This is a genomic window from Streptomyces sp. NPDC051578, assembly GCF_044454045.1.
Lineage (GTDB): Bacteria > Actinomycetota > Actinomycetes > Streptomycetales > Streptomycetaceae > Streptomyces.
The window spans coordinates 617146-642891 of record NZ_JBITDH010000001.1; the positions used below are offsets into that span (position 1 = coordinate 617146).

The window sequence follows — 25746 nt, forward strand, 5'->3', positions numbered from 1 at the left end:
GCAAGGGCCACCCGGAACGTGTGGCCTATCCCCGGAGAAAGGTGTGGATCGCCGAGGCGATGGCCGTTCCGAGTGGGATGGGCACGGCGTTCCCGATCTGGGTGGCGATCTCGTTCTTACTCCCGCACCAGCGGAACGTCCTTGGGAATCCCTGGATGCGCGCCGCCTCGTAGTGCGTGATCGGACGCAGCTCCGTGGGGTGGAGGTAGCGCCCCTTCTCGGGCTTGAAGAATTCCGTCCGAATGGTCACGGACGGAGCACTCGTTCGAAGTCGACCCATGACGTCGCCGGTTCCATTGGTGTGCCTGTCCCAGCTCTCCGTCGAAAGGTATTCGACAGGTGTGGTCACACCGGGCGGATTCGGTACGTCGAACACCCGGACATCCCCACTCTCCTCGACCGTGAACCACTTTCCCCGCAGGTCCTTCCGGTTGCCGCCAGGCGGAATGGCCTTGTATCGGGCTATCGAAAGGGGCTTGGGATTGCGGCCGATATGCAGCTCGGTCGTCCTGAAGGTACCCGCGATCTCGGATCCGATCTCGGCGATGCGCTTCTCTCTGGTCGGGAGCTCGGTCCCCCGGATGGGGAGCTTCTTCGATTCGGCAAAGACGCTGCCGACAGGGCGCCAATGGTCGACGGTGTCATCGAGGCCGTCGAAAGCTTGCACACCGCTACCCTTGGCGCTCTTCGGCGGCTGCCTGTGCGTCGCGACAGGATAGGACATGCGTCGGTCCTGAACGGCATCCCGTCGGACCCCGATGACGATGGCGCGCTTACGTGCCTGGACAGCACCGTGATCCGCCGAGTTCAGAACGTAACGCTTGTTCCTCGCCTCAGCCTTTTCGCCGATCCGGTGTCCGGGCGGATCGACCAGCACGTAGTCCTCCAGCTGACCGCCCTCCCCGACTTCCCCCAGCAGGTTGAGGAACTCATCGGACTTCACGAAGTCCACGACGTTCTCGATCACGAAGACCTTGGGACGGATCGTACGGACGACCCGCACGTATTCTTCCCAGAGGCGATTACGTTCCGCGCCCTTCTTCCCCCTGTTCAGGGCGGAGAATCCCTGGCAGGGCGGACCACCGACCACCACGTCCGCGTCGAACTCGGCCGCCGTAGGCTCCCACTCCTCGATCGGGCCGACGTGCACCCGTGCCTGCGGCAGACTTGTGTCGGTCCGGCCGCTGCCAAAGTTCGCCGCGTACGTCGCCGCAGCGGCCCTGTTGTGCTCGACGGCCGCGAGGCTGTGGAAGACCGGCCCCCCGTCGGTCGCCCCGGCGGGCCGGAATTCGTGGAACCCCTGAGTGAAGCCGCCACAGCCGGAGAAGAGATCCACAACGGTGATCGGGTCGGAGTTGTAGGGACGGGGTTCGCGCATAGGGGTGATCCTAGTCGTGGAGAGCCGCTGCGATGGCCCGCCCGACGGCGGCCGCGAGCGGCGGGGGCATGGCATGGCCGATCTGCCGGTAGCGGGACGTCTTGCCGCCGGAGAAGCGCCAGTCCTCCGGGAAGGCCTGGATGAGTGCGGCCTGGTCCAGGGTCAGTCGCGGCGAGCCGTCCTCGGGGAATGCGGCGTCGGGGGCACTGTCTCCGAGGCTGGTCCCGTTGACCCGAAGGGCGGCCCATGCCTTCTTGCTTCCCGTCGGCCCGAGGTCGGCGCCGCCCCGTCGCTCCGACCCGCCGACGAGAGCCGGCGCGACCCGGTCTGCTTCCTTGATCCATTGCGCTGCCCCCGGCCACCCACCGCGAGCCATGGACGGGCCGAGGACATCTCCGACCGTCGGAGGAACCGCGTGGTCCGGCTCGGGCCAGACGAAGCCGGCGGAGTACTCGTGGCGCAGGGCCACGAGGAAGCCACTGCTTCGGTTCTGCGGAACCCCGAAGTCCGAGGCGTTCAGGACGCGCCACCTGGGCTGATATCCCATGCTCCGCAGCTCGGTCTCGATCCATCTGCGCTCGTCGGCAAAATTCTCGCCCTCCACCAGTTCCGGCAGGTTCTCCAACAGGACGGCCTTCGGCCGTATCCGGAGCGCCAGATCCACAGCGACCTTCAGGACGTTCCGTTCCTCATTGTCCTCGGCGCGGCCGACCGTGGCGGAGGACTTCACCCGTGGCAGCCCACCACTCACGAGATCAACGCCGACGATCTCCGGCCGGTCGTCAGGCCGAAAGTGAGCCAGATCCATGCAGATGACGTCCCAGGCGGGCCGGTTGAGGTCGATCGTGAAGCACGCATCGGCCTTCCTGTCGATCAGGACGACCGGATCAAATCCCGCACGCTCGAGGCCGAGAGCCTGGGCGCCCGCGCCCGCGCAGATTTCCACCGACGTGAAACGGCGAGGGGTGGCCTGGACCGGGACCCGGCGGTCCTGTTGAGGAATGGAGGGGATCGAGGGCGCTCCGGGTTCGGACGAGGCTGCTGGCACGACACGACTGCCCTCATCCGCCGCAGGCTGCGCTCGCACTCCGGCGACACCACGCTGTGCCTCGACGGATTCCATGGCCACCCTGCGCAGCTCTTCGTCCAGGGCGTCCTCCTCCACCCCGTCGAAGAGAACGAACGGCGCCAGCCGGAGCAACCTTTTGAGAAAGTCGCGCAGCTTGTCGCGCTCGGTGACGCCCGTGAAGTCGAGCTCACTCCAGACCCGCAGGATCGCCCGCACGAGATGAGCGCTACCACCCAGCGCCGCCCGACGTGCGTAAATCTGGTCGAACGCCGCCTCCCCGAGGATGTCGAGGGCGTCGTACGGCTCGGAGCGGTCCGGGGAATGGACGAGTTGCGCCCTCCACCACAGTCGCCCCAACACGTGCCGGGTCAGATCGGTGCCGAGGACGCGGTCCCCCGGCGGCTTCGGATAGCGCCAGAAGGCGACATCGGGCAACAGCACCAGGGCGAGGAAGGCCCATACGTCGGGGGCGGCCGCCTCGGCCGGCACCATGTCCATCTCCTTGTGCAGGAGGATGGCCAGCTGCAGGTCGAACTGCGCCCTGCGGATCCGGTCGCTCTCACCCGGGAATCCAGCCTGCTCCGCCAGACGCACGACGAGATCGCGCAGTTCACGCAGTCGCGCGGGCGATACCCGGTCTCCGCCGGTGGCCACGTAGACCGCCGAGTGGTGAGCATCGGCCGCGCGGCCGGTCAGCTCCGGGACCGCCAGCCGCCCATACTCTGCGAAGAGGGGCTTGGCCTGGGCGGAGAGGAGTCGAGGGTAGAGATAACTCATCACGCAACCTCGAAGATTCTGACCGCTGCCTGGAGATCCGAGGCGAACAGCGCGGGCGCCTGAAGTCGACGCAATCGGACATCCGTGATCGATTGCTCCGGGAAGAGCCTGTCGAAGAGACCCAACAGGGTCGAGCCGAGCGACCCCTCGGGGAAGTCCGCCTCATCAGCGAAGTCGTCGCTGTTGAGCCCGTGCTCGATCATCACGCGTGCCACGTCCGCGTACACGGCGGAGAGCACCACGCGATCGACCGGCCGGGGCCGGGCCGCGTTCCGAAAAGCGGTGGTCGTCACCGTATTGCTCTCGTTGACGAGCAGCAGCAACGACCCCATGGTGGCGCTCTCGAGGCCACCGGTGATCTGCAGGTGCCACGCAGCGCCCTCGGGAAACGACGTGTGAGCGAAATCGATCACCGCCATGGGGTACTGCGGAGCATCACCCTGGAGTCGTACCGACGCACGGTCGCTCCACAGTACCGACCCTGCACGACGCGGCGCGGCCGGTCGTGCAGAGTCGAGCCGGTCGGCCAGGAGGAGGGCCGTGTCGAGCCGGACCACGCCGCCCAGGTCCGCGCCGCGGAGACGGACCTCGAACGGGACGGAAACCACTCCGGCTTCCGTCAGCCGCACCTGGCGCGCAGGCCCGCTGAGCCTGGACCCGGTGGCGGTCCACACCGCGGACAGCATGAGCGGCGCGTCGGCGGGAAGACCCGACCCGGAACGGGCACGATCCAGATCGACCTGCACGACCCTGACCACGTGCAGGTCCATGCCGTAGTCCCAGACGGGAATTGCGTCGGGAAGCGGCAACTCGCCGTCCTCGGCCACTAGACGCCAACCCTCGGCCTTCACGACGTCCTCGGGCGGAATGCGGTACGGCAGAACGCGCCTGCTCACGGGCCCGTCACCGCCTCGACACGGACGCCGATTTCGGTCATCGTGTCGGCCGCGGGCTTCACGAGGGCTCGCCAGACACCGTTGCCGCCCTCGATCACACAGTCCTCCGGCTCGTGGAACTGCTCTTCGGGGTCCTGCCAACCGATCAGCGTCGGCATGCTCGCGCCCATCGGGGGATCGGTCTCACGAACGCCTGCCCCGGGGAGCACGACGGCCAGATCGATCTCGACCCGTTGATGCCCGGGAATCGGCAGGCGGAACTCCTGGACGAGCAGCGAGTCGGCACCGCGATCCTCGTAGTAGGGCTCGCCGACGTACTCCACCCGTGGCCGGCGGCGCGGAGGCGTCCTCCTATCCCCGCCCGCGGGTGCGCCTGGCTGCGGGTCGTCGCCGACCGCAGTCGAGTACGAACGGCCCTCCGGGGACGGAGAGGGATCCACCTCCGGCTTGCGGCGCCGCGGATTCGGGACGATCGTGCTGCCGGGCTTCCCGTAGTCGGTCGCTCCGCCGACGCCCCAGGCGCCTCCTACCAGCCCGGAGAAGTGGCTGCTTGCCGCTCCGAGGGGGACGCTGCTGGCACCCGACCGGACAATCCCGTGGAGGCTGAGGAGACCCTCGAGTGCCTCGTCGATGCGGGTGAACGTCGTCTTCACGAAGGTGCTCTCCGGGTACGAGAGCGACTGAGGATGCCACGCGTCGTGCGTGGGAGGCTCGGCCTTCGCGTAGACCTCGTCCATGCTCACGTCGGCGCGGAAGACGCCCGCGTACCCCTGGTTCTCGCTCGGCGGCTTCGGCCCGCGGCGATAGGTGACGACGAGTTCGGCGGGACGCATGAGACACACGTGGTGGACAAGGTCCTCGACGTCCATCAGTCGAGAGGCGCGCGTCGGCTCCAAAGGCGGCACGACCCGCTTGACCAGCCCGAGGCGTCCCAGGTATCGCTTGGGACTCTTGCACTCCAACCGGCTGCCGCCGGGTCCCACCATGTTCTCGTAGGCGGCGACGAACAGGTTGAGCGGGCGCGTCTGCCGAGGGTCCGGCACCGGATGCGGAACGCCGTCGCAGGACACGGAGAAACGCATGGCCGGCGGCTCACCGCCGACAGAGATCATCTTGGGCCACAGGTGCCAGGCGAGCGAGTCGGCCAGGTACGAGATGGCCGCCGTCGGCGCGAGTTCATCGAGGTCCGGGTCGACGACGACGATCGTCGTACCGGTCTCGTCCGGACCAAACGGCTTGAGTCCCAGACGGTGCGCGACGGCCTCGGCCTCAGACCCGACAAGCGGCTCCACCACGTCACCGGACGTGTCGCCCCACCAGTGTCGCCCCGTGTAGCGCCGGCTCCCCCCGGGCTCGACCTCCGTGTAGCTCTTGTACAGCGTGCAGCCGATAAGCCTCGTCTCGACGCCCTGCGCGGTCCGGCACCGCGAGTGCACCAGGACGGTACCCGGACGGGACAGGAGGAAGAAGATGCCCTTGCCGAAGCCGTACGTCCCTCCGCCCAAAGGTGTGTCGCGGGGCTCACCGATATTGCGGATGAAGTTGACGAAGTCGCGGTCGGGCCCCACCGCCGCGTCGGCTCGGGTGGGCCCGCCCAGACCCCGTGTGCCCCGGTCGGACACGGCGAGCACACGGATCGACCCCTGCTTGAGGGTGTTCCGCAGGGGGAAACACTCCGCTCCACCCGGCGCCCCGTTGATGAGCATGCGACGCCAGGCCTCAGCGTGTCCGGGGCCGACCGTCCACAGGTCGATCCCATAGTCGACCGGCGCGGAAGAATCGAGCGGGCGGGCGTCCCAACTGTTCTGTGCCGACTCGCGCACCAGGATGGTGAGGAGGTCCAGCTCGGGGCGGCCGAGCTGATTGCGGATGCCTTCGGCGGCGCTTGCGCCCTCCGGCGGGTAAGGCTGTGAATACCAGGACGGCTGGATCACGCGGCTCCCTGCAACAGGCACTCGATGGTCCGGGAGGCCTCGGACGGCTCCATGGGAAGGGGGACCGCGCCCGACAGGTCGACCGTATAGGCAACGTCCAGAACGGACACTGGGACGCCTGCCGCTGTGAGCGCCTGTGCGGTTAGTGCCGGGAACCCCGGGCCCACCCGGTACCACCGTTCCTCGCGAACCACAAACCGGACGTCGTGATACTTCTCGGCGTCCGTCACGCGATATCCGACGCGGGCCAGCGAGTCGAGAAGGGCGCTCTCGTCGTCGCACAGACGCAGCAGTCGATCGACGAGCCCGGGGATGCTCTCCCCGATGAGGCCGGCGTCGCGCCGCAGCCCCAGCCATACGAGTGACAGTGCCCCGCCCGTGGGTGCTTCGAGCTGGTCAAGGCCGTGTACCCGGGCTCGCCTGCCCTCATCGGCCGTGCTCGTCTTCACCTCGACGGCATCGGTCGCGCCGGAGAAATCATGGCGGTGGCCGCTGGGCCCCGACCACAGGCGGTGTGCGCTCGGGTCCAGCTCCAGCAACCGGTGCAACACGGTGAGCTCGCCGAACAAGCCCGCGAGTTGCTCTGGTCCCAGCAGCGTCCCCTGCGTACGAAAGAGGGACCGCCACCGGTCCAACACCCGGTACAGCGCTTTGACCGGGTTCTCGGGCAGGTCCTCCGCGGCGCTCATGATGTCGACGCACAGCTCGGTGAACAGATCGTCCAGGTCATCGCGCAGGCAGGAGAGGTCGGCGTAGTACTGGTACGTCTCCTCGTCCTCCAGCGGCCGCTTGCGCAGGCGCAGACCGGGACCGTCGAGACCGGCACGCAGCCGCCTGTCGGACGGGATCGGTATCAGGATGTGGCGTCGACCCTCGTAGTCGACCCCGACCGCAAGCGGCCCATGGAGGACGTCGACCGGAAGCCGGGCAACACGCAGACGCCCGTCACCGGTGGGTTCCTCGGCCTCCAGCCCGTCCCAGCTCTGAGCCATGATCCGACGGAAGTTCTCCTCGCTCACGTGTCCTCGCCCTCGAGGAGACTGAACACGTCCTCCTCTTCCAGCAGACCCACGGGGAGCTTGGCAGAAATGTACTTCTCCACCGTGCTGTCCTTGCCCACCGACTCTGGGAACACGAGTCCGACGCCGATCACGTGTTCTTCGGCCCCCAACGGCTCACGTGATCCCTCCTTGGAGGGGAGCGGCTTGGAGTCCTTGTCGATCGGGTACAGCACCAAAAGACCGGTGTCCGGCGCCTGAACCTTGCGTAGTTCCTTGATGCCCGCCTCGTTGAGCCGTGACGTCTCCCCGGTCAGGTCGACGGCCGCGTCGCGGCGGCTCATAAGGGTCTTGATGTCCGCCGTACCGGCCTTCGCGCCCTTGCTCTTGAGGCGGGCACGCGTGATGCGGCCGACGGTCACATCGGGCCCGAACATGTAGTCCTTATCCCCGGCGGGGTTGCCGATGACGGCGATGTTCCAGCGTCCCAGGGAGCCGGCGTTCGAGACCCGCTTGCGGATGTAGCCGATGATCAGGTCCGCGTCGTTCTCCGGGGAGTCCTCGTGGAACTTGTAGGCCTGCAAGAAGTCGACGACCGCCTCGTGGGGCACGTCACGGAAGACGTACCGACCCTCCTCGGGGCATTGATCGACCCGCACGGAGGTGGCCACCGACGTCTCGATCAGCCTGTGTGCGGCCTCGGCATTCCGGCGCAGCCACGCCGCGTCGGTCTGGAAGTAGTGGGTCTGTACGCGCCGGCCGCTGTAGGAAGAGGCCGCTGTGACAGCGTCGCGCATTTTCGCGGCTGCGGTCACCCTCAGGGACGGGTGTGTCCGCAGCCGCACGGCGAAGGTGAGAGGGTCCTCGCTCTCGGTCAAGTAGACGTCGATGTCGCGACGCATCTCGGTCTCCACCGTGGCGAGATGACGGAACCACTCGGCGAGTTCGTCCGTCATCCAGATCCTGGGCAGATCGGCATAGCCGTTACGGAAGCCGAACCAGCGGCCCATCTGCAGCAGGGTGTCGTACGCCGAGACGGCTCGGACGAAGTAGCTGACAGAGAGACCTTCGAGCGTCAGACCACGCGAGAGGGTATTGCCACCGACCGCGATGGCGATGACAGGACCGTTTTCGTAGTCGAGGCGGTCTTCGCTGCTGGAGTTGTCCATGATGACCCTGCAGTCGTCCAGGACTGCCGGCAATACCTGGAGGAGCTCGTCGAACGGCACGGGCTTCTCACCGAACTCCTCGGCCGGGACACGCGCGGTCTCCTCCTCCCACAGTCGTCGCAGTGCTTCGACGCGCGCGGGGTCAGTCAGGGACTGGGCCACGCGCCTGCGCAAGTGCAGCAGAGGTTCCTTGAAACTGTCGTGCACCGAGGTGTTTACGCTGGTGTGGATGAGCATCGTGTTGTGGGGGTTGCCCGTTCCGCGCACCCGCCGAGCTGCCCCGACCAGCCAGAAGTACTCGACGGCGCGTCGCAGCGTATCGGTGATCACCGGCTCGAAGCCTTCAACCTCGTCCCGCGTCATGGGACGCACGCATGGAACGTCATCATCCGGAACGGACCTGATCATGTCGTGGCCGTCGTCGACCTCGTTCGGGTCCTCACCGTCGAGCGCGTAGCGGCCGAACAACACCTCTGTGCCGAAGTGCCCCTTGGGCTTCGGGAGGTTGACGACGAAGTGCTCCGGATAGAGGTCCTGGCTGCTCGGGTCGATCAACAGGTTCGCGAACGGAGAGGCCGTGTAACCCACGTATGCGGACTTCGGCAGAGAGGCCATGATGGACAGGATGAGCGGATTGATCGACTTCGTCGCCACCGTCGCCTGGTCGGCCTCGTCATCAATGATCAGCGCCGGGCAGTCCTTCAGGTAGTCCGATGCGCTCTCCAGCCATCGGGACAGCTTGCGCAGCACCGTGGCGTTCTTCTTGACCACGCACAGGACATGGGTTTTGTTGCTGCTGCCGAAGTAGGCGGCCGGGTTCTGCAGTGGGGTGAAGTCCTTGTCGAGACCGGTCAGTTGGGACCACCGTGAGGGGTTTGGTTCCACCAGCTGTTGGACGAGCCTCGCCTGGGTCTGCCGTCGGAGACCGTTGTGGATGCCGGCGAGGACGATGAACAACTTGTAGCCGCGATCCGCCGCTTTGGCCATGACGGAGGTGAAGCTGGTCGTCTTGCCCGACTGGACGTAGCCGACGACCAAGCCCTTCGTGGCGAAGGCCCGTTCCTTGGGGTGATTGAGGAGGGAGGTGATCCGCGTGGAGGAGTCGTCAAGGCTCCGGATCGCGGGCTCCTGCGGCCAACCGTCCTTCCGGAGCAGCTCGACGATCGCCGGCCAGTACTTGTCCCCCGGTTGCGGCCCTGTGTACCAGGTGTCCCGGTTGCCGAGGACCACGGACTGCGGCTCCTCAAGCTCCTTGATCCGGACGGTGTCGACCTCGTGCCGCTCGCGGATCCGCTGCATGACGTCCTGGCTGATGCCGAATGCCTCCAACCGCTTCACTGCCTCGACAGGAGGAAAACGATCGAGAAGGGCCACGAACGTCTCGTAGTTGTCATCGAACTCATCGGTCATAGCCTCGACCGCCCCCGGTCTCGTTCGTTGTGGCCGGTGAGGCCTTCAGGACCCCTCCGCCTCCTCGGCCGTGCTCGGCCAACGACGCGGGCACCCGAAGAGCGCGCACCGACGTGGCACCCTCATGCAACGTCACACACTATTCGGCGAACCGGTCCCGCCGCACAGGTTCTCACTCATGATCCACCACCCACGAGGACCGCAACCATGACGCGGACATGAAAATACCCACCGAAACCCGACAAAGGGCCGACGGATACCCGGGCAGTCGAGGCAGGACAGGTCACGGGGGCCCGCGGCGACCGCATGTAAGCCTCAGCGGCAGGGCGAAGCGCGGGGTCGAAAGTGCACCAAGGGGAACGGAGGCGAGTGCCTCAGCGTCCTCCACTCCGGCCGGGCACGGGGCGCGGCCGCCAATCGGTCAACGGCACCGTCGAGTGCCGCGTCGCCGACCGCAGGAAGTGGGAGCGGCAAGCGGGCGTGGCGATCGGCGCGATGCCCTGGTGAGCCCGTTGCCCACGGAAATGCGGTAGATGACGTGGGAATGGTGATCACCCGAGTGCCTTCCGGACTCAGGGACCGCGTGGGCGACCGCGACCACCAACCAGCAGGGTGAGCCCGCCACGGCGGCGGACGCCTTCTTCAGACGTTCGTGGGCAATATCCCGCCACCCGACGAAGTGGATGGCGAGGAGATGTGATCACCCCCGCTTAGGCGGTGACGGTCACGATGCTGGGCTGCACAAGCGCGTCTCCGAGAACATCCGCACCGCCGGCCTGAGCAAGATCCCGCCTGTCATGAACGACTCCCAGGCCCGTGTCCGCACGCCCCAGCCCGAAGGAGGCGGGGGCATCTCCGCGGTGGCCCCCGTTCTTCGTCCGCGCCCCTCATACGCGTACACGCGAAGGTGCCCCGCCCCGGGAAGCCCCGGGCGGGGCACCATACGGCCGGCCGAAACGTTTCTTCCGACCAGTGCTGTGGTGGGGCGGGTGGGACTCGAACCCACGGCCGACGGATTATGAGTCCGCTGCTCTAACCGGCTGAGCTACCGCCCCTCTACGGCGTGGCGCGTACATGTGTGCGCGCCGTCTGCCGCAGCATAGCCGCTCATACGATCTGCTGCCTCGCATGATCGGCTTCGCATGCCCTAGAAGACCGTGCCGAGCGCTGCCCGGTTCCGGCTCGGGGCAAAAAAGAAGAGGACCCGCCCGGGGCCCTCGTCTTCCGTGCTCCCCCGACTGGACTCGAACCAGTAACCTGCCGGTTAACAGCCGGCTGCTCTGCCAATTGAGCTACAGGGGATCGCGCTCCCCCGACTGGACTCGAACCAGTAACCTGCCGGTTAACAGCCGGCTGCTCTGCCAATTGAGCTACAGGGGATTGCTGCGGTGCGCCGAACAGCCCACCTCCGGCCTTGCCGAAGGGCGAGCGCCCGTTGCGAGTCATAGATTAGCGCAAGCAGGGGGGTGCTCCGCCAATCGGTATCGGCAGTGGGCCGGGCACCACACGACGAAGGGTGGCAAGCATGCGGTACAAGGTCACGTTCGTGATCGGACTGGCCGTCGGGTACGTGCTCGGGACCCGGGCCGGGCGCGAGCGGTACGAGCAGCTGAAGAAGTCCGCGCGGGAGGTCGCGCAGACCCCGGCGGTGCGCAACGCCGCCGAGACCGCCGGTCAGGCCGGGCGCGCCTACGCCGGCAAGGCCTTCGCCGCCGTGGGCGACAAGGTCGGCGACAAGCTGCCGGAATCCCTCGCCGGACGGGTGCGCTCGCTGCGCGGCCGGGGCGGCTCCGGCGGCGAGGACGAGTGGGGTACGAGCAACACCTGACGGTGACCGGGAAGCGGCGGGCTCCGGAACTTTCCGGGGCCCGCGGCGTTTACGCCCCTACTCGGCGGTCACGACCGCCGCGCGGTGCGGCAGAATTCTCCGCATGGGGATAGTCGCCGGGCTGGACAGCTCTTCCGCCTTCACTCGCATCGTCGTCTGCGACACCGATACGGGGGCCGTGCTGCGCCAGGGCTACGCGCCCCATCCGCAGCCGACCGGCGAGGCCGCCGGGGCGAACAAGCACGAGACCGACCCGCAGGCGTGGCTGCTCTCGCTCGGCGAGGCCGCCGGCAACGGGCTCCTCGAAGGGGTCCAGGCCATCGGCGTCTCCGCGCAGCAGCACGGCCTGCTCCCCCTCGACGCGCAGGGCGGCCTGGTCCGGCCGGCCCTCGTCGGCAACGACAAGCGGGGCCAGGTCGCGGCGGCCGACCTGATCGAGGCGCTCGGCGGCCGGCAGGCCTGGGCGGAGGCCGTCGGTTCCGTCCCGCACTCGGCGCAGCCGCTGGCGAAGCTCGCCTGGCTGGCCCGGACCGAGCCCGAGGCGGCCCGGCGGGTGGCCGTGCTGATGTCCCCGCACGACTGGCTGGTCTGGCAGTTGCTCGGCCGGCCCGCGCGGCGCACCACCGACCGGGGCGGCGCGTCCGGGACCGGCTACTGGTCCCCGGCCACCGGCTCCTACCGCCCCGACCTGGTCGAGCTGGCGCTCGGGCACCAGGCGCTGCTGCCCGAGGTGCTCGGCCCGGCCGACGCCGCCGGGACGACCCCCGAGGGGCTGCTGATCTCGGCCGGCACGGGGGAGACCATGGCCGCCGCGCTCGGGCTGGGGCTGGTCCCCGGCGACGCGGTGGTCTCGCTGGGCGCCTCGGGGTCGGTGATGGCCGTACACCCTCACGCGGTCTCCGATCCGGGCGGCCTGATCACCTCGCTCGCCGACGCCAGCGGCATGCACCTGCCGGTGGTGAACACCTCCAACGCCGTACGGGCCCTGCGCGGCACCGCCGAGCTGCTGGGCACCGACCTGGAGGGGCTGAGCGCGCTCGCGCTGAAGTCGACGCCGGGCGCGCACGGCCTCGTACTCCTGCCGTACCTGGAAGGGGAGCGGACCCCGAACCTGCCGCTCACCGCGGGCACCCTGTCCGGTCTGCGCCGGGACTCGATGAAGCCCGAGCACCTGGCGCGGGCCGCGTTCGAGGGCATGCTGTGCGGGCTGGTCGACGCCCTGGACGTGCTGCGGCACCGGGGGGTGGAGATCCGCCGGGTGTTCCTGCTGGGGGCGGCGGCCGGGCTGCCCGCCGTACAGGCCGCGGCGCCCGGGCTGTTCGGCACGCAGGTGGTGGTCCCGGCTCCCGCCGACTACGCCGCGCTGGGCGCAGCGCGCCAGGCGGCGTGGGCGCTCGGTGTGGCACAGGGCACGCTCGCCCCGCACACCCCGCCGGTGTGGCCGGCCCCGGCCGCCCAGACGTTCGAGCCGGGCGAGGAGTTCCCGGCGTGGCAGGCGGTGCGCCAGCAGTACGTGGCGACGCGCGAGCAGATCCACCCCGGGGCGTTCCAGGGCGGGACGGCGTAGGACCCCCGTCGGGAGAGGTACTCCTTTTGACCGGGCTTTGCGAAAACCGTTGGGGTTCCGGCATCCGGTTGGCCGAAGATGGGGTGAACCCCCCTCGATCATGCCGACCGGAGCCTGCGCGTGCTCATACGACTTCTGCGGACTCACCTGCGTCCGTACAGGAAACCCATCGCCCTCCTGGTGCTGCTGCAACTGCTGCAGACCAGTGCGAGCCTCTACCTGCCCACGCTCAACGCGGACATCATCGACAACGGTGTCGTCAGCGGTGACACGGGTTACATCCTGCGCTTCGGCGCCCTGATGCTGGGCGTCTCGCTCGTCCAGCTCACCTGCAACATCGGCGCCGTCTACTTCGGCGCCCGCACCGCGGCCGCGGTCGGGAGGGACGTCCGTGCCGCCGTCTTCGACCGGGTGCAGAGCTTCTCCGCCAGGGAGCTCGGCCAGTTCGGCGCCCCGTCGCTGATCACCCGTACGACGAACGACGTGCAGCAGGTCCAGATGCTGGTCCTGATGACCTTCACGCTGATGGTGTCGGCGCCGATCATGTGCATCGGCGGTATCGCCATGGCGCTGTCGCTGGACGTGAAGCTGTCCGGGGTGCTGCTCGCCGTGGTCCCCGTCCTCGGCCTCTCCGTCGGGACGATCGTCTTCAAGACGCGCCCGCTGTTCCGCACGATGCAGACGCGGCTGGACATCGTGAACCGGGTGCTGCGCGAGCAGATCACCGGCAACCGCGTGATCCGCGCCTTCGTCCGCGACTCCTACGAGAAGGAGCGCTTCCGGGAGGCGAACTCGGAGCTGACCGGGGTGTCGCTGGCCTCCGGCAGGCTGCTCGCGCTGATGTTCCCGGTCGTCATCGTCGTCGTGAACATCTCCAGCGTCGCCGTCATCTGGTTCGGCGCGATGCGCGTGGACAGCAACGGCATGGAGATCGGCCAGCTGACGGCGTTCCTCGCCTACCTGATGCAGATCGTCATGTCCGTGATGATGGCCACCTTCATGTTCATGATGGTGCCGCGCGCCGAGGTGTGCGCCGAGCGCATCCAGGAGGTCCTGGACACCGACTCCAGCGTCGTCCCGCCGACCGAGCCGGTGCGCACGCTCCTGCGCCACGGTCAGCTGGAGCTGCGCGGCGCCGACTTCCGCTACCCGGGAGCCGAGGCGCCGGTGCTGCGCGGGGTGGACCTGCTGGCCCGCCCGGGCGAGACGACCGCCGTCATCGGCTCCACGGGCAGCGGCAAGTCCACGCTGCTCGGTCTGGTGCCGCGGCTGTTCGACGCGACCGGCGGCGAGGTGCTGGTCGACGGTGAGGACGTACGCCGGCTCGACCCTGAGCTGCTGGCCAAGACGGTCGGCATGGTCCCGCAGAAGCCGTACCTGTTCTCCGGGACCGTGGCCTCCAACCTGCGCTACGGGCGTCCCGAGGCGACGGACGAAGAACTGTGGCACGCCCTGGAGGTGGCCCAGGCCCGCGGGTTCGTCTCCGAGCTCGAAGGCGGCCTGGACGCGCCCATCACCCAGGGCGGCACCAACGTCTCCGGCGGGCAGCGCCAGCGTCTGGCGATCGCCCGCACGCTGGTGCAGCGTCCGGAGATCTACCTGTTCGACGACTCCTTCTCGGCCCTGGACTACGCGACGGACGCGGCGCTGCGCGCCGCGCTGGCCATGGAGACGCGGAACGCGACCGTCGTCATCGTGGCCCAGCGGGTGTCCACGATCCGTGACGCCGACCGGATCATCGTCCTGGACGAGGGCCAGGTGGTGGGCGAGGGGCGCCATCAGGAACTGATGGCCGGCAATGAGACCTACCGGGAGATCGTGCTCTCCCAGCTGACGGAGGCGGAGGCCGCATGAGCGGGCCCGGAGGACGGATGATGATGGGGCCGGTCCAGCGGTCCATGGACTTCAAGGGATCGGGCAAGCGGCTGCTGGGCCAGCTCGCGCAGGACCGGGCCAGGATCTGGGGCATGGTCGCGGCCGTCGTCGGCAGCGTCGCCTGCTCGGTGGTCGGGCCGAAGATCCTCGGCAACGCCACCGACCTGGTGTTCGCGGGGATCGTCGGGCGGCAGATGCCCGCCGGGATCACCAAGGCCCAGGCGCTGGACGGCCTGCGCGCCAGGGGGCAGGGCGGCATGGCCGACATGCTGTCCGGCACCGACTTCACCCCCGGCCAGGGCATCGACTTCTCCGCGGTGGGGACCGTCGCGATCTGGGCGCTGGTGGTCTTCACCCTCGCCGGACTGCTGATGCTGGTCGCGACGCGGCTGTCGAACCACATCATGAACGGCACCGTGTACCGGCTGCGCGAGGAACTCCAGGGGAAGCTGTCGCGGCTGCCGCTGTCGTACTTCGACCAGCAGAAGCGCGGTGAGGTCCTCAGCCGCGCCACGAACGACATCGACAACATCGGTCAGACGCTCCAGCAGACGATGGGGCAGCTGCTCAACTCGCTGCTGACGATCGTCGGCGTGCTGGCGATGATGTTCTGGATCTCGCCGCTGCTGGCGCTGGTCGCGCTGGTGACGATCCCCGTGTCGGTGTTCGTCGCGGCGAAGATCGGCAAGAAGTCCCAGCCGCAGTTCGTGGCGCAGTGGAAGTCCACGGGCGCGCTCAACGCGCACGTGGAGGAGATGTACTCGGGCCACACGCTGGTCAAGGTGTTCGGCCGGCAGAAGGAGTCCGCGGCCGTCTTCGCCGAGCAGAACGAGGCGCTGTACCGGGCTTCGTTCAAGGCGCAGCTGGTCAGCGGGATCATGCAGCCGGTGATGTTCTTCATCTCGAACATCAACTACGTGCTGGTGGCGGTGGTCGGTGGTCTGCGGGTGGCCTCGGGTTCCCTGTCGATCGGTGACGTGCAGGCCTTCATCCAGTACTCGCGCCAGTTCTCGATGCCGCTGACGCAGGTCGCCTCGATGGCGAACCTGGTGCAGTCCGGCGTCGCCTCGGCGGAGCGGGTCTACGAGCTGCTGGACGCGCGGGAGCAGGAGCCGGACGCGGAGGTCCCCGAGCGGCCGGAGCGGCTGCGGGGCCATGTCACCCTCGACAAGGTGGCGTTCCGCTACGAGCCGGACAAGCCGCTCATCGAGAACCTCTCGCTGAGCGTCGAGCCGGGGCAGACGGTCGCGATCGTCGGCCCGACGGGCGCCGGCAAGACCACGCTCGTCAACCTGCTGATGCGCTTCTACGAGGTCACCGGCGGCCGGATCGCCCTGGACGCTGTGGACGTCGCGAAGATGACCCGCGAGGAACTGCGCGCGGGCATCGGCATGGTGCTCCAGGACACCTGGCTGTTCGGCGGCACCATCGCGGAGAACATCGCCTACGGGGCTTCGCGCGAGGTCACGCGCGAGGAGATCGAGGAAGCGGCGCGGGCCGCGCACGCGGACCGGTTCATCCGCACCCTGCCGGACGGCTACGACACGGTGCTGGACGACGAGGGCGCGGGCGTCAGCGCGGGCGAGAAGCAGCTCATAACGATCGCGCGGGCGTTCCTGTCGGACCCGGTGATCCTGGTGCTCGACGAGGCGACGAGCTCGGTGGACACCCGTACCGAGGTGCTGATCCAGAAGGCGATGGCGCGCCTCGCACACGGCCGTACGTCCTTCGTGATCGCGCACCGGCTCTCCACCATCCGCGACGCGGACGTGATCCTGGTGATGGAGAACGGCTCGATCGTGGAGCAGGGCACCCACGAGGAACTGCTGGAGTCGGACGGCGCCTACGCCCGGCTGTACGCGGCGCAGTTCGCGCAGGCGGTGGCCGAGGTCGACTAGCCGGACCTCGCCGTCGAAAGGGGTGCCCTCGGAGGGGGGCACCCCTTTTCGTGCTCAGCGCATCCGCAGGGGGCGCGCTCAGTCGAGGTAGCCGCGCAGTTGGTCGGCGAAGGCGTGGTCGCGCAGTTTGTTGAGCGTCTTGGACTCGATCTGGCGGATCCGCTCGCGCGTCACGCCGAAGATCCGCCCGATCTCCTCCAGGGTGCGCGGGCGGCCGTCGGCGAGGCCGTAGCGGAGCTGGACGACCTTGCGTTCGCGTTCGCCGAGGGTCGACAGCACGGCTTCGAGGTGCTCGCGCAGCAGGAAGAACGCGGCGGACTCCACGGGGGAGGCCGCGTCCCCGTCCTCGATGAGGTCGCCGAGGGCGACGTCGTCCTCCTCGCCGACGGGCGCGTGCAGGGAGACCGGCTCCTGCGCGAGGCGGAGCACCTCAAGTACCCGTTCGGGGGTCAGTTCCAGGTGGGCGGCGACCTCTTCGGCCGTGGGCTCGTACCCGCGCTCCTGGAGCATGCGGCGCTGTACGCGCACGACGCGGTTGATCAGCTCCACGACGTGCACGGGCACGCGGATGGTCCGGGCCTGGTCGGCGAGGGCCCGGGACATCGCCTGCCTGATCCACCAGGTGGCGTAGGTGGAGAACTTGTAGCCGCGGGCGTAGTCGAACTTCTCAACGGCCCGGATCAGCCCGAGGTTCCCCTCCTGGACGAGGTCGAGCATGGTGAGCCCGCGGCCCACGTACCGCTTGGCCACGGAGACGACGAGCCGCAGGTTCGACTCGATGAGGCGGCGTTTGGCCATGCGGCCCATGACGACGAGCTTGTCCAGGTCCAGGGTGAGCTGGAGGTCGAGGCCGGTGGCGGCGGCGAGTTTCTCCTCGGCGAACAGTCCCGCTTCGACGCGCCGGGCGAGTTCGACCTCCTCGACCGCGGTCAGCAGCGGGATCCTGCCTATCTCGCGCAGGTACTGCCGGAACAGGTCCGCGGAGGGGCCCGCGCCGCCCGTCCCGCCCGCCCGGCCCGTACCACCCGTCCCGCCTTCATGGTCGCCGTCGTGCCCGCGCTGCTCGGGCACCTCCCCGGTCAGGTCGAGGACCTCCGGTTCCTCGGGCTCGGCGTCCACGACTTCGGCCTCCGCGTCGGCGGTTTCGTCGGCCTGGGCGGGGTGGCTCACGTTCACGGTCAGGGTCTGGGTCTGCACGGGGGCGACCTCCAGGGCTCCGAGGACGGGGGCACCGGATTTCAGTGTGGGGTACGACACATCGCAGCCACGAGGGGCGTGCGAGCACTTTCTGAGTCCGGTGCGTGACCGGATGGTTACCCCTCGCCGGGATGCCCGAAGCCGCCCGGACGCATGTCCGAGCGGGCCCACGGCTCAGGCGGGTTCGACGCGCACCGCGCAGGTCTTGAACTCCGGCATGCGCGAGACCGGGTCCAGGGCCGGGTTGGTGAGGGTGTTCGCGCGTCCCTCCCCCGGCCAGTGGAACGGCATGAACACCGTGTCCGCCCGGATCGTGTCGGTGATACGGGCCGGGGCGACCGCGCGACCGCGCCGCGAGACGACCGCCAGCGGAGCCCCCTCGGTCACGCCCAGCCGGGCGGCGAGGCGGGGGTGGAGTTCCACGAACGGGCCGGGGGCGGCCGCGTTGAGCTCCGCGACCCGTCGGGTCTGGGCCCCGGACTGGTACTGGGCCACGACCCGCCCGGTGGTGAGCAGCAGCGGGTACTGCGCGTCGGGGACCTCGGCCGCGTCCCGGTGCGCGACGGGCACGAAGCGGGCCCGGCCGTCGTCGGTGGCGAAGCGGTCCAGGAAGAGGCGGGGCGTTCCGGGCGAGCCCGGCGGGCAGGGCCAGAAGACGCCCTGTTCGGCTTGGAGGCGGGCGTAGGAGATCCCGGAGTAGTCGGCGGGGCCGCCTTCCGAGGCGCGCCGGAGCTCCTCGAACACCTCCTCGGGGGCGGTGGGGAAGCCCTTCTCCACGCCGAGCCGGGCGGCGAGGTGGTGCAGGACCTCCAGGTCGGTGCGGACGCCCGGCGGCGGGGTCAGGGCCCGGCGGCGCAGCAGGACGCGGCCTTCCAGGCTGGTGGTGGTGCCGTCCTCCTCCGCCCACTGGGTGACGGGGAGCACCACGTCGGCCAGTTCGGCGGTCTCGGAGAGGACGACGTCGGCCACGGCGAGGAAGTCCAGGGAGCGGATCCGGCCCTCGATGTGGGCGGCACGGGGCGCGGAGACCACCGGATTGGAGCCCATCAGCAGGAGCGCCTTCACCTCGGTGCCGAGGGCGTCGAGGAGTTCGTAGGCGCTGCGGCCGGGACCGGGCAGGCCGTCGGGGTCGACGCCCCAGACGGCGGCGACGTGGGCCCGCGCCGCCGGGTCGGTCAGCTTGCGGTACCCGGGGAGCTGGTCGGCCTTCTGGCCGTGCTCGCGGCCGCCCTGGCCGTTGCCCTGGCCGGTGAGGCAGCCGTAACCGGACAGCGGGCGCCCGGCGCGGCCCGTGGCCAGGCAGAGGTTGATCCACGCGCCGACGGTGTCGGTGCCCTTGGACTGCTGCTCCGGGCCGCGGGCGGTCAGCACCATGGCGGATTCGGGGGCGCAGAACATCCCCACCGCCTCGCGCAGTCGGGGCACGGGGACCCCGGTGATCCGCTCCACCAGCTCCGGCCAGTGCGCCATCGCGGCGGCCCGCGCCTCGGGCCAGCCGCTGGTGCGCTCGGCGATGAACGCCTCGTCGGTGCGCCCTTCGGCGACGACGAGGTGGAGCAGGCCCAGGGCGAGGGCGAGGTCCGTCCCGGGGCGGGGGGCGAGATGCAGGTCGGCTTGTTCGGCGGTGCGGGTGCGGCGCGGGTCCACCACGATCAACGTGCCGCCGTTGTCCTTGAGTTCCCGCAGGAAGCGCAGGGCCGGAGGCATGGTCTCGGCCAGGTTGGAGCCGACGAGGATCACGCAGCCGGTGCGGGGGACGTCCTCCAGCGGGAAGGGCAGGCCGCGGTCGAGGCCGAAGGCCCGCTGGTGGGCGGCGGCCGCGGAGGACATGCAGAACCGGCCGTTGTAGTCGATCTGGGAGGTGCGCAGGGCGACGCGGGCGAACTTGCCGAGCGCGTAGGCCTTCTCGTTGGTCAGCCCGCCGCCGCCGAAGACGCCGACGGCGTCCGGCCCGTACGAGCGCCCCGTGCGGGAGAGGCCCTCGGCGACGGCGTCCAGGGCCCGCTCCCAGGTGGCCGGCTCCAGCCGTCCGGTACGGCCGCGCACCAGCGGCTGCGTCAGGCGCACCCGCGAGGAGAGCACGGCCGGGGCGGTACGTCCCTTGCCGCACAGGGCGCCCCGGTTGACGGGGAAGTCGGGCCGCTCCTCCACCTCGACGCCGCCGTCCGCCCCGGCGCGCAGGTTCATGCCGCACTGCAGGGCGCAGTAGGGGCAGTGCGTGGCGGTGACGGGTCCGGCGGTGTCATCGGTGTGCATACGGCCACCGTGCGCCGCCGGTGTTACGCGGACCGCCCCCTCGCGTTACGGCCGGGGGTTCTCCCCCTCAGCGCGCCTCCCGTCCCCCGGTGAGGCGCCCGCCCCCGGCCCGGCCAGTGGCCCCGGTCCGTGGGCGGGGTCCGTGGGCGGGGTCCGGGACGGTCAGTGGCCGGTCAGGTGCTTCACCGTCAGGCCCGCCGTCCACCCGCCGTCGACCGCGAGTTCGGCGCCCGTGATGTAAGCGGAGGAGTCGGACAGGAGGAAGGCGACGGCCGCGGCGATCTCCTCGGGGGCGCCGACGCGGCCGAGCGGGGTGCCGGGGTAGTTGCCCTCGCCGGCCCGGATGCCGACCGGGGCGGTCATCGGGGTGAGCGTCATGCCCGGGTGGACGGAGTTGACGCGGATCCGGGCCTCGGCGAGCTCGACCGCGCCGATCTTCGACAGGCCGCGCACGCCCCACTTGGAGGCGCCGTACCCGGCGGTCAGCGCCAGTCCGGTCAGGCCCGCGGCGGAGGAGATGTTGACGACGGAGCCGCCGCCGGCGGCGCGCAGCAGCGGGATGGCCGCCTTGATGCCGATGAAGGTGCCGACCAGGTTGATCTCGACGACCCGGCGGAAGTGTTCGACGCTCTCGTGCTCCAGGAACTGCCCCGTGGCTATGCCCGCGTTGTTGACGAGGCCGTCGAGGCGGCCGAACTCGGCGGCAGCGTACTCCAGCGCCGCCGCCCAGTCGTCCTCGCTCGTCACGTCGTGCCGCAGGAAGCGGGCCGCGGGCCCCAGTCCGGCCGCCGTCGCGGCGCCCTCCGCCTCCAGCACGTCGGTGACCAGCACCCGGCCGCCGCCGTCCACGACGGCCCGCGCGGCGGCCGCGCCCAGCCCCCGGGCGCCTCCGGTGATGACGACGGCCTTGCCGCTCAGGTCCGGCGCGGTGCCCACGGTGCCCCCCTAGGTCTAACAATCCGTGCCAGTCTGTCAGAGGGCCAGCGCCCGCGACACCCCGTCCTCCTTCGGCCCCAGGAACGTCGGGCGCGGCTTGAACACCGCGTCCAGCGCCGCCTTCCCGGCGGCGAAGACCTCGCGGGCGCCGCCGTAGTACCAGGTCGCGTCGTGCACGTCCGCCACGCCGACCCCGTACGAGTCCACCCCGGCCGCCTGGCACAGGGCCACGGCCCGCCGGATGTGGAAGCCCTGGCTGATCAGCACCGCGCGGTCCACGCCGAAGATCCGCCGGGCCCGCACGCAGGAGTCCCAGGTGTCGAACCCGGCGAAGTCGCTGACGATCCGGTCGTCCGGGACCCCGTGGCGGGTCAGGTAGGCGCGCATCACGTCCGGCTCCGAGTACCCGGTGCGGCTGTTGTCCCCGGTCACCAGGACGACCTTGACCTTCCCGGCGCGGTACAGCTCGGCGGCCGCGTCGAGCCGGTCGGCCAGGTACGGGGTGGGCCGCGAGCCCAGCAGGCCCGCGCCGAACACCACGGCCACCGGGGCGGCGGGCGCCCGGGCCGTGCTGCCGAGCCGGTCGGCGGCCACCGCGTGCGTCCACGCCGAGGGCAGCAGCGCCAGCACGCACAGCATCATCACGGCCCGGACGGCGCGCCGCCTGGCCCGCACCGTGCGCGGCAGCAGCCCCCGTACCCCGCCCGCGATCCTGCTCAGGCGCGCTCCGCCCATGAAGTCCCCCCTGGTCTCGGCTGGTTCGGCTTTCACCGGTTGCCCTGGTCGTCGCCCGGTCTCGCCGGTCAGGACGCGGTCCGGGCCGGTGCGGTTTCACCCGCCTGCGGGCCGCGCCCCGCCGCGCCCGCTGTGAGCAGCCGGAAAAGACCCGTCACGGGGGCGCAACGCGGCGGCAACCTGCGCCCCGCAGGATCGGTTCATGACGGAGCCCGCGCACCCTCCCGAATCCCCTCCCTTCCCGCTTCCCCCCCGCCACCGCCGCCGAGCTGCTGACCCGGATCACCCTCCAGCTCGGGGCGCAGCTGGACACCGTGCGTCCGCCGGGGGCCCGGACCAACGGAGTCCCCGCATGCAGCCCACCCTCGTCGCCGTCGCCCACGGCAGCCGTGACCCGCGCGCCCTCCGCAGCGTCCGGGCCCTGCTGGAGCGGGTCCGCGAGCTCCGCCCCCGTCTCGACGTCCGCCTCGGGCACATCGAGCTGAACCGGCCCCTGCTCGGCGAGACCCTCGACGCCGTCGCCGGGGACACCGTCCTCGTGCCGCTGCTGCTGAGCCGCGGGCACCACGTCAAGCGGGACCTCCCCACGGCGGCCGCCCGCGCCGCGCACTTGCGCACCCGGGTCGCCGCCCCCCTCGGCCCGCACCCGCTGCTGGCCGAGGCCCTGTACGAGCGGCTCCTGGAGGCCGCCTGGGCGCCCGGGACGGCGGTGGTGCTGGCGGCCGCCGGTTCCCGCGACCGGGACGCCGCCGAGGACACCCGCCGCACCGCCGCACTGCTGTCCGAGCGCCTCGGCGGGGTGCCCGTCGTAGCGGCCTACGCCTCCGCCGCGAGCCCGGCCGTGCCCGACGCCCTGCGGGCCCTCGCCGCCCGCGGCCACCACCGGATCGCCGTGGCCTCGTACTTCACCGCCCCCGGCCGCTTCGCCGCCCAGAGCGCCGCCGCCGCGACCGGACCGGCCGCCGCACCGCTCGGCGACCACCCGGCCCTCGCCCGTCTCGTCCTGCTGCGCTACGACCAGGCCCTCGCCCGGCGCCGCACACCGCTGGAACTGGCCACCGCGTAGCGGAGCGCCCGGCTCCGGGGCACCCCGGATCACCCGCATTGTCGGCTCTTCCGGTTAACGTCTGAGCATGGAAGGCATGCAGAGCACGACCCGCACCGACCCCTACGAGCCTGCCGACACCGAGCGCTGGGCCGCCGAGCCCGACAAACGGCCCGGCCGCACCGCCTTCCAGCGGGACCGCGCCCGCGTACTGCACTCCGCCGCGCTGCGCCGCCTCGCCGGCAAGACGCAGGTCGTCACCCCCGGCACCCGCTCCTACGACTGGGACGCGAGCCCCCGCACCCGCCTGACCCACTCCCTGGAATGCGCCCAGGTGGGCCGCGAGCTGGGAGCGGCCCTCGGCTGCGATCCCGATCTGGTGGAGGCCGCCTGCCTCTCCCACGACATGGGCCACCCACCCTTCGGGCACAACGGCGAGGAAGCCCTCAACGAGTTCGCCAAGGACTGCGGCGGCTTCGAGGGCAACGCGCAGTCGCTGCGCCTGCTGACCCGGCTGGAGCCGAAGCGTTTCGTGCCCGATCCGGCGACGGGTGGACTCGTCAGCGTCGGCCTCAACCTGACGCGGGCCGCGCTGGACGCGGCCACCAAGTACCCGTGGCCGCGCGGTGGGCACCCCACCGACCCCGACTCGGTGAAGTTCGGCGCGTACGAGGACGACCTGCCGGTCTTCGCCTGGCTGCGCCGGGGCGCTCCCGCCGACCGCAAGTGCTTCGAGGCGCAGGTCATGGACTGGGCGGACGACGTGGCGTACTCCGTCCACGACTTCGAGGACGGTCTGCACGCCGGGCACCTCGACCCGAACATGCTCTTCGCCGAACCGGAGCGCGATGCGATCTGGCGGGTCGCGATCGGCCGGTACGTGCCCGCCGACACCGCGCCGGAGGAGCTGCGCGAGGCCCTGGACCGGCTGATGGAGCAGGAGTGGTGGCCGCACGGCTACGACGGCTCGGCCGTCGCCCAGGCCCGGCTCAAGGACGCCACCAGCCAGCTGATCGGCCGTTTCTGCCTGGCCGCCGAGGCGGCGACGCGGGAGGCCTACGGGTCGGGGCGCCTCACCCGGTACGCGGCCGAGCTGGTCCTGCCCCGGGAGGCGCGCAACGAGTGCGCCGTCCTCAAGGCGGTCGCGGACCTGTACGTGATGCAGCGCGACGAACAGGAGCGGCTGCGCGCGGACCAGCGCATCGTCCTGGCCGAACTCGCCGAGGCGCTCAGCGCCCGCGCACCCGAGGGCCTCGACCCCCAGTTCCGGGCGATCTTCGAGGAAGCACCCGACGACAAGGCGAGGAAACGCGCGGTCATCGACCAGATCGCCGCCCTCACCGACGCCTCGGCCCGCTCGTTGCACGCCCGTCTCACCAGGCGCCCACGACGCGCCGAAGGGTGAGCTGATCGGGCCACTCCCCCTTCACGGGGCAGGCTCGGTGCGGGACGCTCGCATGTGGCCGCATGTGGCGCAGAGGTTATGAGGAGGCATCAGGTGGTCGACGCACACCGGACGTTCGTCATCGTCGGCGCGGGTCTCGCCGGGGCCAAAGCGGCCGAGACCCTGAGGTCCGAGGGGTTCACGGGCAGGGTGATCCTGATCGGGGACGAGCGCGAGCATCCCTACGAACGCCCTTTCCTGTCCAAGGGGTACCTGACGGGCAAGGAGGAGCGCGACAGCGTCTTCGTGCACGCGCCGTCCTGGTACGCGGGCGCCGACATCGAGCTGCACCTGGGTCAGCCCGCCGTCCAGCTGGACCGGTCCGCGAAGAAGGTCGTCCTCGGTGACGGCACGGCGCTGCACTACGACAAGCTGCTGCTGGCCACCGGGGCCGAGCCGCGCCGCCTCGACGTCCCGGGCACCGGTCTGGTGGGGGTGCACCACCTGCGGCGCCTCGCGCACGCCGAGCGGCTCAAGCAGGTCCTGGTCGGGCTGGGCCGGGACAACGGCCACCTGCTGATCGCGGGCGCCGGCTGGATCGGCCTGGAGGTCGCGGCGGCGGCCCGCGGGTACGGCGCCGAGGTGACGGTGGTCGAGCCGCTGGCCACACCGCTGCACGCGGTGCTCGGCCCGGAGATCGGCCGGCTCTTCGGGGACCTGCACGCCGAGCACGGCGTCCGCTTCCACTTCGGCGCGCGGCTGACCGAGATCGTCGGGCAGGACGGGATGGTGCTGGCCGCCCGGACCGACGACGGCGAGGAGCACCCGGCGCACGCGGTGCTCGCCGCGATCGGCGCGGCGCCCCGTACGGCGCTCGCCGAGAGCTCCGGGCTGGCGCTGGTGGACCGGGAGCACGGCGGGGGGATCGCGGTCGACGCGTCGCTGCGCACGTCCGATCCGGACGTCTTCGCCGTCGGGGACGTGGCGGCCGCCCACCACCCGGTGCTCGGGACCCGGCTGCGCGTCGAACACTGGGCGAACGCGCTCAACGGCGGTCCGGCGGCCGCGCGGGCGATGCTGGGCCAGGAGGTCTCGTACGACAGGGTTCCCTACTTCTTCTCGGACCAGTACGACGTGGGCCTGGAGTACTCGGGGTACGCGCCGGTGGGCGGCTACGACCAGGTGCTGATCCGCGGCGACGTGGGCAAGCGGGAGTTCATCGCGTTCTGGCTGTCGCAGGGCCGGGTCCTCGCCGGGATGAACGTCAACGTGTGGGACGTCACCGGGCACATCCAGGCCCTGATCCGCTCCCATGCGCCGGTGGACCGGGAGAAGCTGGCGGACCCGTCGGTTCCGCTGACTTCCCTGGTGGCGGCGGAGGGGGCCTGACGGGT

17 protein-coding genes and 3 tRNA genes are annotated in these 25746 nt (G+C 70.5%); 7 read left to right on the plus strand and 13 right to left on the minus strand.

The annotated features are described in order from the left end of the window. Positions 1-25 precede the first annotated feature (25 nt). The 9 genes from ACIA6C_RS02835 to ACIA6C_RS02875 all read right to left on the minus strand — a co-directional run bounded on the left by ACIA6C_RS02835 (position 26) and on the right by ACIA6C_RS02875 (position 11011). On the minus strand, positions 26-1378 hold the full coding sequence (locus ACIA6C_RS02835; RefSeq protein ID WP_399272442.1) for a DNA cytosine methyltransferase: 1353 nt from the start codon (positions 1376-1378) through the stop codon (positions 26-28). Positions 1379-1388: 10 nt separating this feature from the next. Beyond that, positions 1389-3224 (minus strand): DUF6339 family protein, encoded by a 1836-nt coding sequence (locus tag ACIA6C_RS02840; protein WP_399272444.1) that lies wholly within the window; start codon positions 3222-3224, stop codon positions 1389-1391. Continuing rightward, positions 3224-4120: a hypothetical protein gene (locus tag ACIA6C_RS02845; protein ID WP_399272447.1), complete on the minus strand. Its 897-nt coding sequence runs from the start codon at positions 4118-4120 to the stop codon at positions 3224-3226. The genes ACIA6C_RS02840 and ACIA6C_RS02845 overlap by 1 nt, the downstream gene beginning before the upstream one ends. Beyond that, complete coding sequence (locus ACIA6C_RS02850; RefSeq protein ID WP_399272449.1) at positions 4117-6054, minus strand: hypothetical protein; 1938 nt, start codon at positions 6052-6054, stop codon at positions 4117-4119. The genes ACIA6C_RS02845 and ACIA6C_RS02850 overlap by 4 nt, the downstream gene beginning before the upstream one ends. Then, entirely contained in the window at positions 6051-7073 is a 1023-nt protein-coding gene (locus tag ACIA6C_RS02855) for a PD-(D/E)XK motif protein (protein WP_399272451.1), read from the minus strand. Before ACIA6C_RS02855 ends, ACIA6C_RS02850 begins: the two co-directional genes overlap by 4 nt. Further along, positions 7070-9631, minus strand: a complete 2562-nt coding sequence (locus ACIA6C_RS02860; protein ID WP_399272453.1) for a Z1 domain-containing protein — start codon at positions 9629-9631, stop codon at positions 7070-7072. Before ACIA6C_RS02860 ends, ACIA6C_RS02855 begins: the two co-directional genes overlap by 4 nt. Positions 9632-10609: 978 nt before the next feature. Next, positions 10610-10686 (minus strand) — tRNA-Ile (locus ACIA6C_RS02865). A gap of 174 nt (positions 10687-10860) precedes the next feature. Then, a tRNA-Asn gene (locus ACIA6C_RS02870) sits at positions 10861-10933 on the minus strand. Positions 10934-10938: 5 nt separating this feature from the next. Then, a tRNA-Asn gene (locus ACIA6C_RS02875) sits at positions 10939-11011 on the minus strand. A 145-nt stretch (positions 11012-11156) separates the two neighbouring features. Between ACIA6C_RS02875 and ACIA6C_RS02880 the strand changes: the two genes are divergently transcribed. From ACIA6C_RS02880 to ACIA6C_RS02895, 4 genes are all read left to right on the plus strand, one after another. Further along, positions 11157-11459: a YtxH domain-containing protein gene (locus tag ACIA6C_RS02880; protein WP_366081640.1), complete on the plus strand. Its 303-nt coding sequence runs from the start codon at positions 11157-11159 to the stop codon at positions 11457-11459. A gap of 103 nt (positions 11460-11562) precedes the next feature. Then, complete coding sequence (locus ACIA6C_RS02885; RefSeq protein WP_399272455.1) at positions 11563-13026, plus strand: FGGY family carbohydrate kinase; 1464 nt, start codon at positions 11563-11565, stop codon at positions 13024-13026. A gap of 120 nt (positions 13027-13146) precedes the next feature. After that, positions 13147-14880 (plus strand): ABC transporter ATP-binding protein, encoded by a 1734-nt coding sequence (locus ACIA6C_RS02890; RefSeq protein WP_399272457.1) that lies wholly within the window; start codon positions 13147-13149, stop codon positions 14878-14880. Continuing rightward, positions 14877-16799, plus strand: coding sequence for an ABC transporter ATP-binding protein (locus ACIA6C_RS02895; protein WP_399272459.1), 1923 nt, complete (start codon positions 14877-14879; stop codon positions 16797-16799). Before ACIA6C_RS02890 ends, ACIA6C_RS02895 begins: the two co-directional genes overlap by 4 nt. 78 nt (positions 16800-16877) lie before the next feature. Here the strand turns inward: ACIA6C_RS02895 and ACIA6C_RS02900 are convergent, their stop codons facing one another. The 4 genes from ACIA6C_RS02900 to ACIA6C_RS02915 all read right to left on the minus strand — a co-directional run bounded on the left by ACIA6C_RS02900 (position 16878) and on the right by ACIA6C_RS02915 (position 21923). Beyond that, positions 16878-17996: an RNA polymerase sigma factor gene (locus tag ACIA6C_RS02900; RefSeq protein WP_399274446.1), complete on the minus strand. Its 1119-nt coding sequence runs from the start codon at positions 17994-17996 to the stop codon at positions 16878-16880. A gap of 174 nt (positions 17997-18170) precedes the next feature. After that, entirely contained in the window at positions 18171-20252 is a 2082-nt protein-coding gene (locus ACIA6C_RS02905; RefSeq protein WP_399272461.1) for a molybdopterin oxidoreductase family protein, read from the minus strand. A 162-nt stretch (positions 20253-20414) separates the two neighbouring features. Then, complete coding sequence (locus ACIA6C_RS02910; protein WP_399272463.1) at positions 20415-21188, minus strand: glucose 1-dehydrogenase; 774 nt, start codon at positions 21186-21188, stop codon at positions 20415-20417. A gap of 36 nt (positions 21189-21224) precedes the next feature. After that, a complete protein-coding gene (locus ACIA6C_RS02915; RefSeq protein WP_399272465.1) occupies positions 21225-21923 on the minus strand; it encodes a vancomycin high temperature exclusion protein in 699 nt (232 codons plus the stop codon). Positions 21924-22275: 352 nt separating this feature from the next. On the opposite strand from ACIA6C_RS02915, the gene ACIA6C_RS02920 reads away from it, so the two are divergent. The 3 genes from ACIA6C_RS02920 (at position 22276) to ACIA6C_RS02930 (ending at position 25741) form a co-directional block, all read left to right on the plus strand. Continuing rightward, positions 22276-22989, plus strand: coding sequence for a sirohydrochlorin chelatase (locus ACIA6C_RS02920; protein ID WP_399272467.1), 714 nt, complete (start codon positions 22276-22278; stop codon positions 22987-22989). Between the two features lie 76 nt (positions 22990-23065). Further along, positions 23066-24373 (plus strand): deoxyguanosinetriphosphate triphosphohydrolase, encoded by a 1308-nt coding sequence (locus tag ACIA6C_RS02925; protein WP_399272469.1) that lies wholly within the window; start codon positions 23066-23068, stop codon positions 24371-24373. A 93-nt stretch (positions 24374-24466) separates the two neighbouring features. Further along, positions 24467-25741: an NAD(P)/FAD-dependent oxidoreductase gene (locus tag ACIA6C_RS02930; protein ID WP_399272471.1), complete on the plus strand. Its 1275-nt coding sequence runs from the start codon at positions 24467-24469 to the stop codon at positions 25739-25741. The last annotated feature ends 5 nt before the right edge of the window (positions 25742-25746 follow it).

Coding starts and splice junctions, on each gene's coding strand:
- ACIA6C_RS02895 (WP_399272459.1), top strand. CDS start 14,877: ATGAGCGGGCCCGGAGGACGGATGATGATGGGGCCGGTCCAGCGGTCC.
- ACIA6C_RS02835 (WP_399272442.1), bottom strand. CDS start 1,378: ATGCGCGAACCCCGTCCCTACAACTCCGACCCGATCACCGTTGTGGAT.
- ACIA6C_RS02880 (WP_366081640.1), top strand. CDS start 11,157: ATGCGGTACAAGGTCACGTTCGTGATCGGACTGGCCGTCGGGTACGTG.
- ACIA6C_RS02920 (WP_399272467.1), top strand. CDS start 22,276: ATGCAGCCCACCCTCGTCGCCGTCGCCCACGGCAGCCGTGACCCGCGC.
- ACIA6C_RS02925 (WP_399272469.1), top strand. CDS start 23,066: ATGCAGAGCACGACCCGCACCGACCCCTACGAGCCTGCCGACACCGAG.
- ACIA6C_RS02860 (WP_399272453.1), bottom strand. CDS start 9,631: ATGACCGATGAGTTCGATGACAACTACGAGACGTTCGTGGCCCTTCTC.
- ACIA6C_RS02885 (WP_399272455.1), top strand. CDS start 11,563: ATGGGGATAGTCGCCGGGCTGGACAGCTCTTCCGCCTTCACTCGCATC.
- ACIA6C_RS02915 (WP_399272465.1), bottom strand. CDS start 21,923: ATGGGCGGAGCGCGCCTGAGCAGGATCGCGGGCGGGGTACGGGGGCTG.
- ACIA6C_RS02840 (WP_399272444.1), bottom strand. CDS start 3,224: ATGAGTTATCTCTACCCTCGACTCCTCTCCGCCCAGGCCAAGCCCCTC.
- ACIA6C_RS02905 (WP_399272461.1), bottom strand. CDS start 20,252: ATGCACACCGATGACACCGCCGGACCCGTCACCGCCACGCACTGCCCC.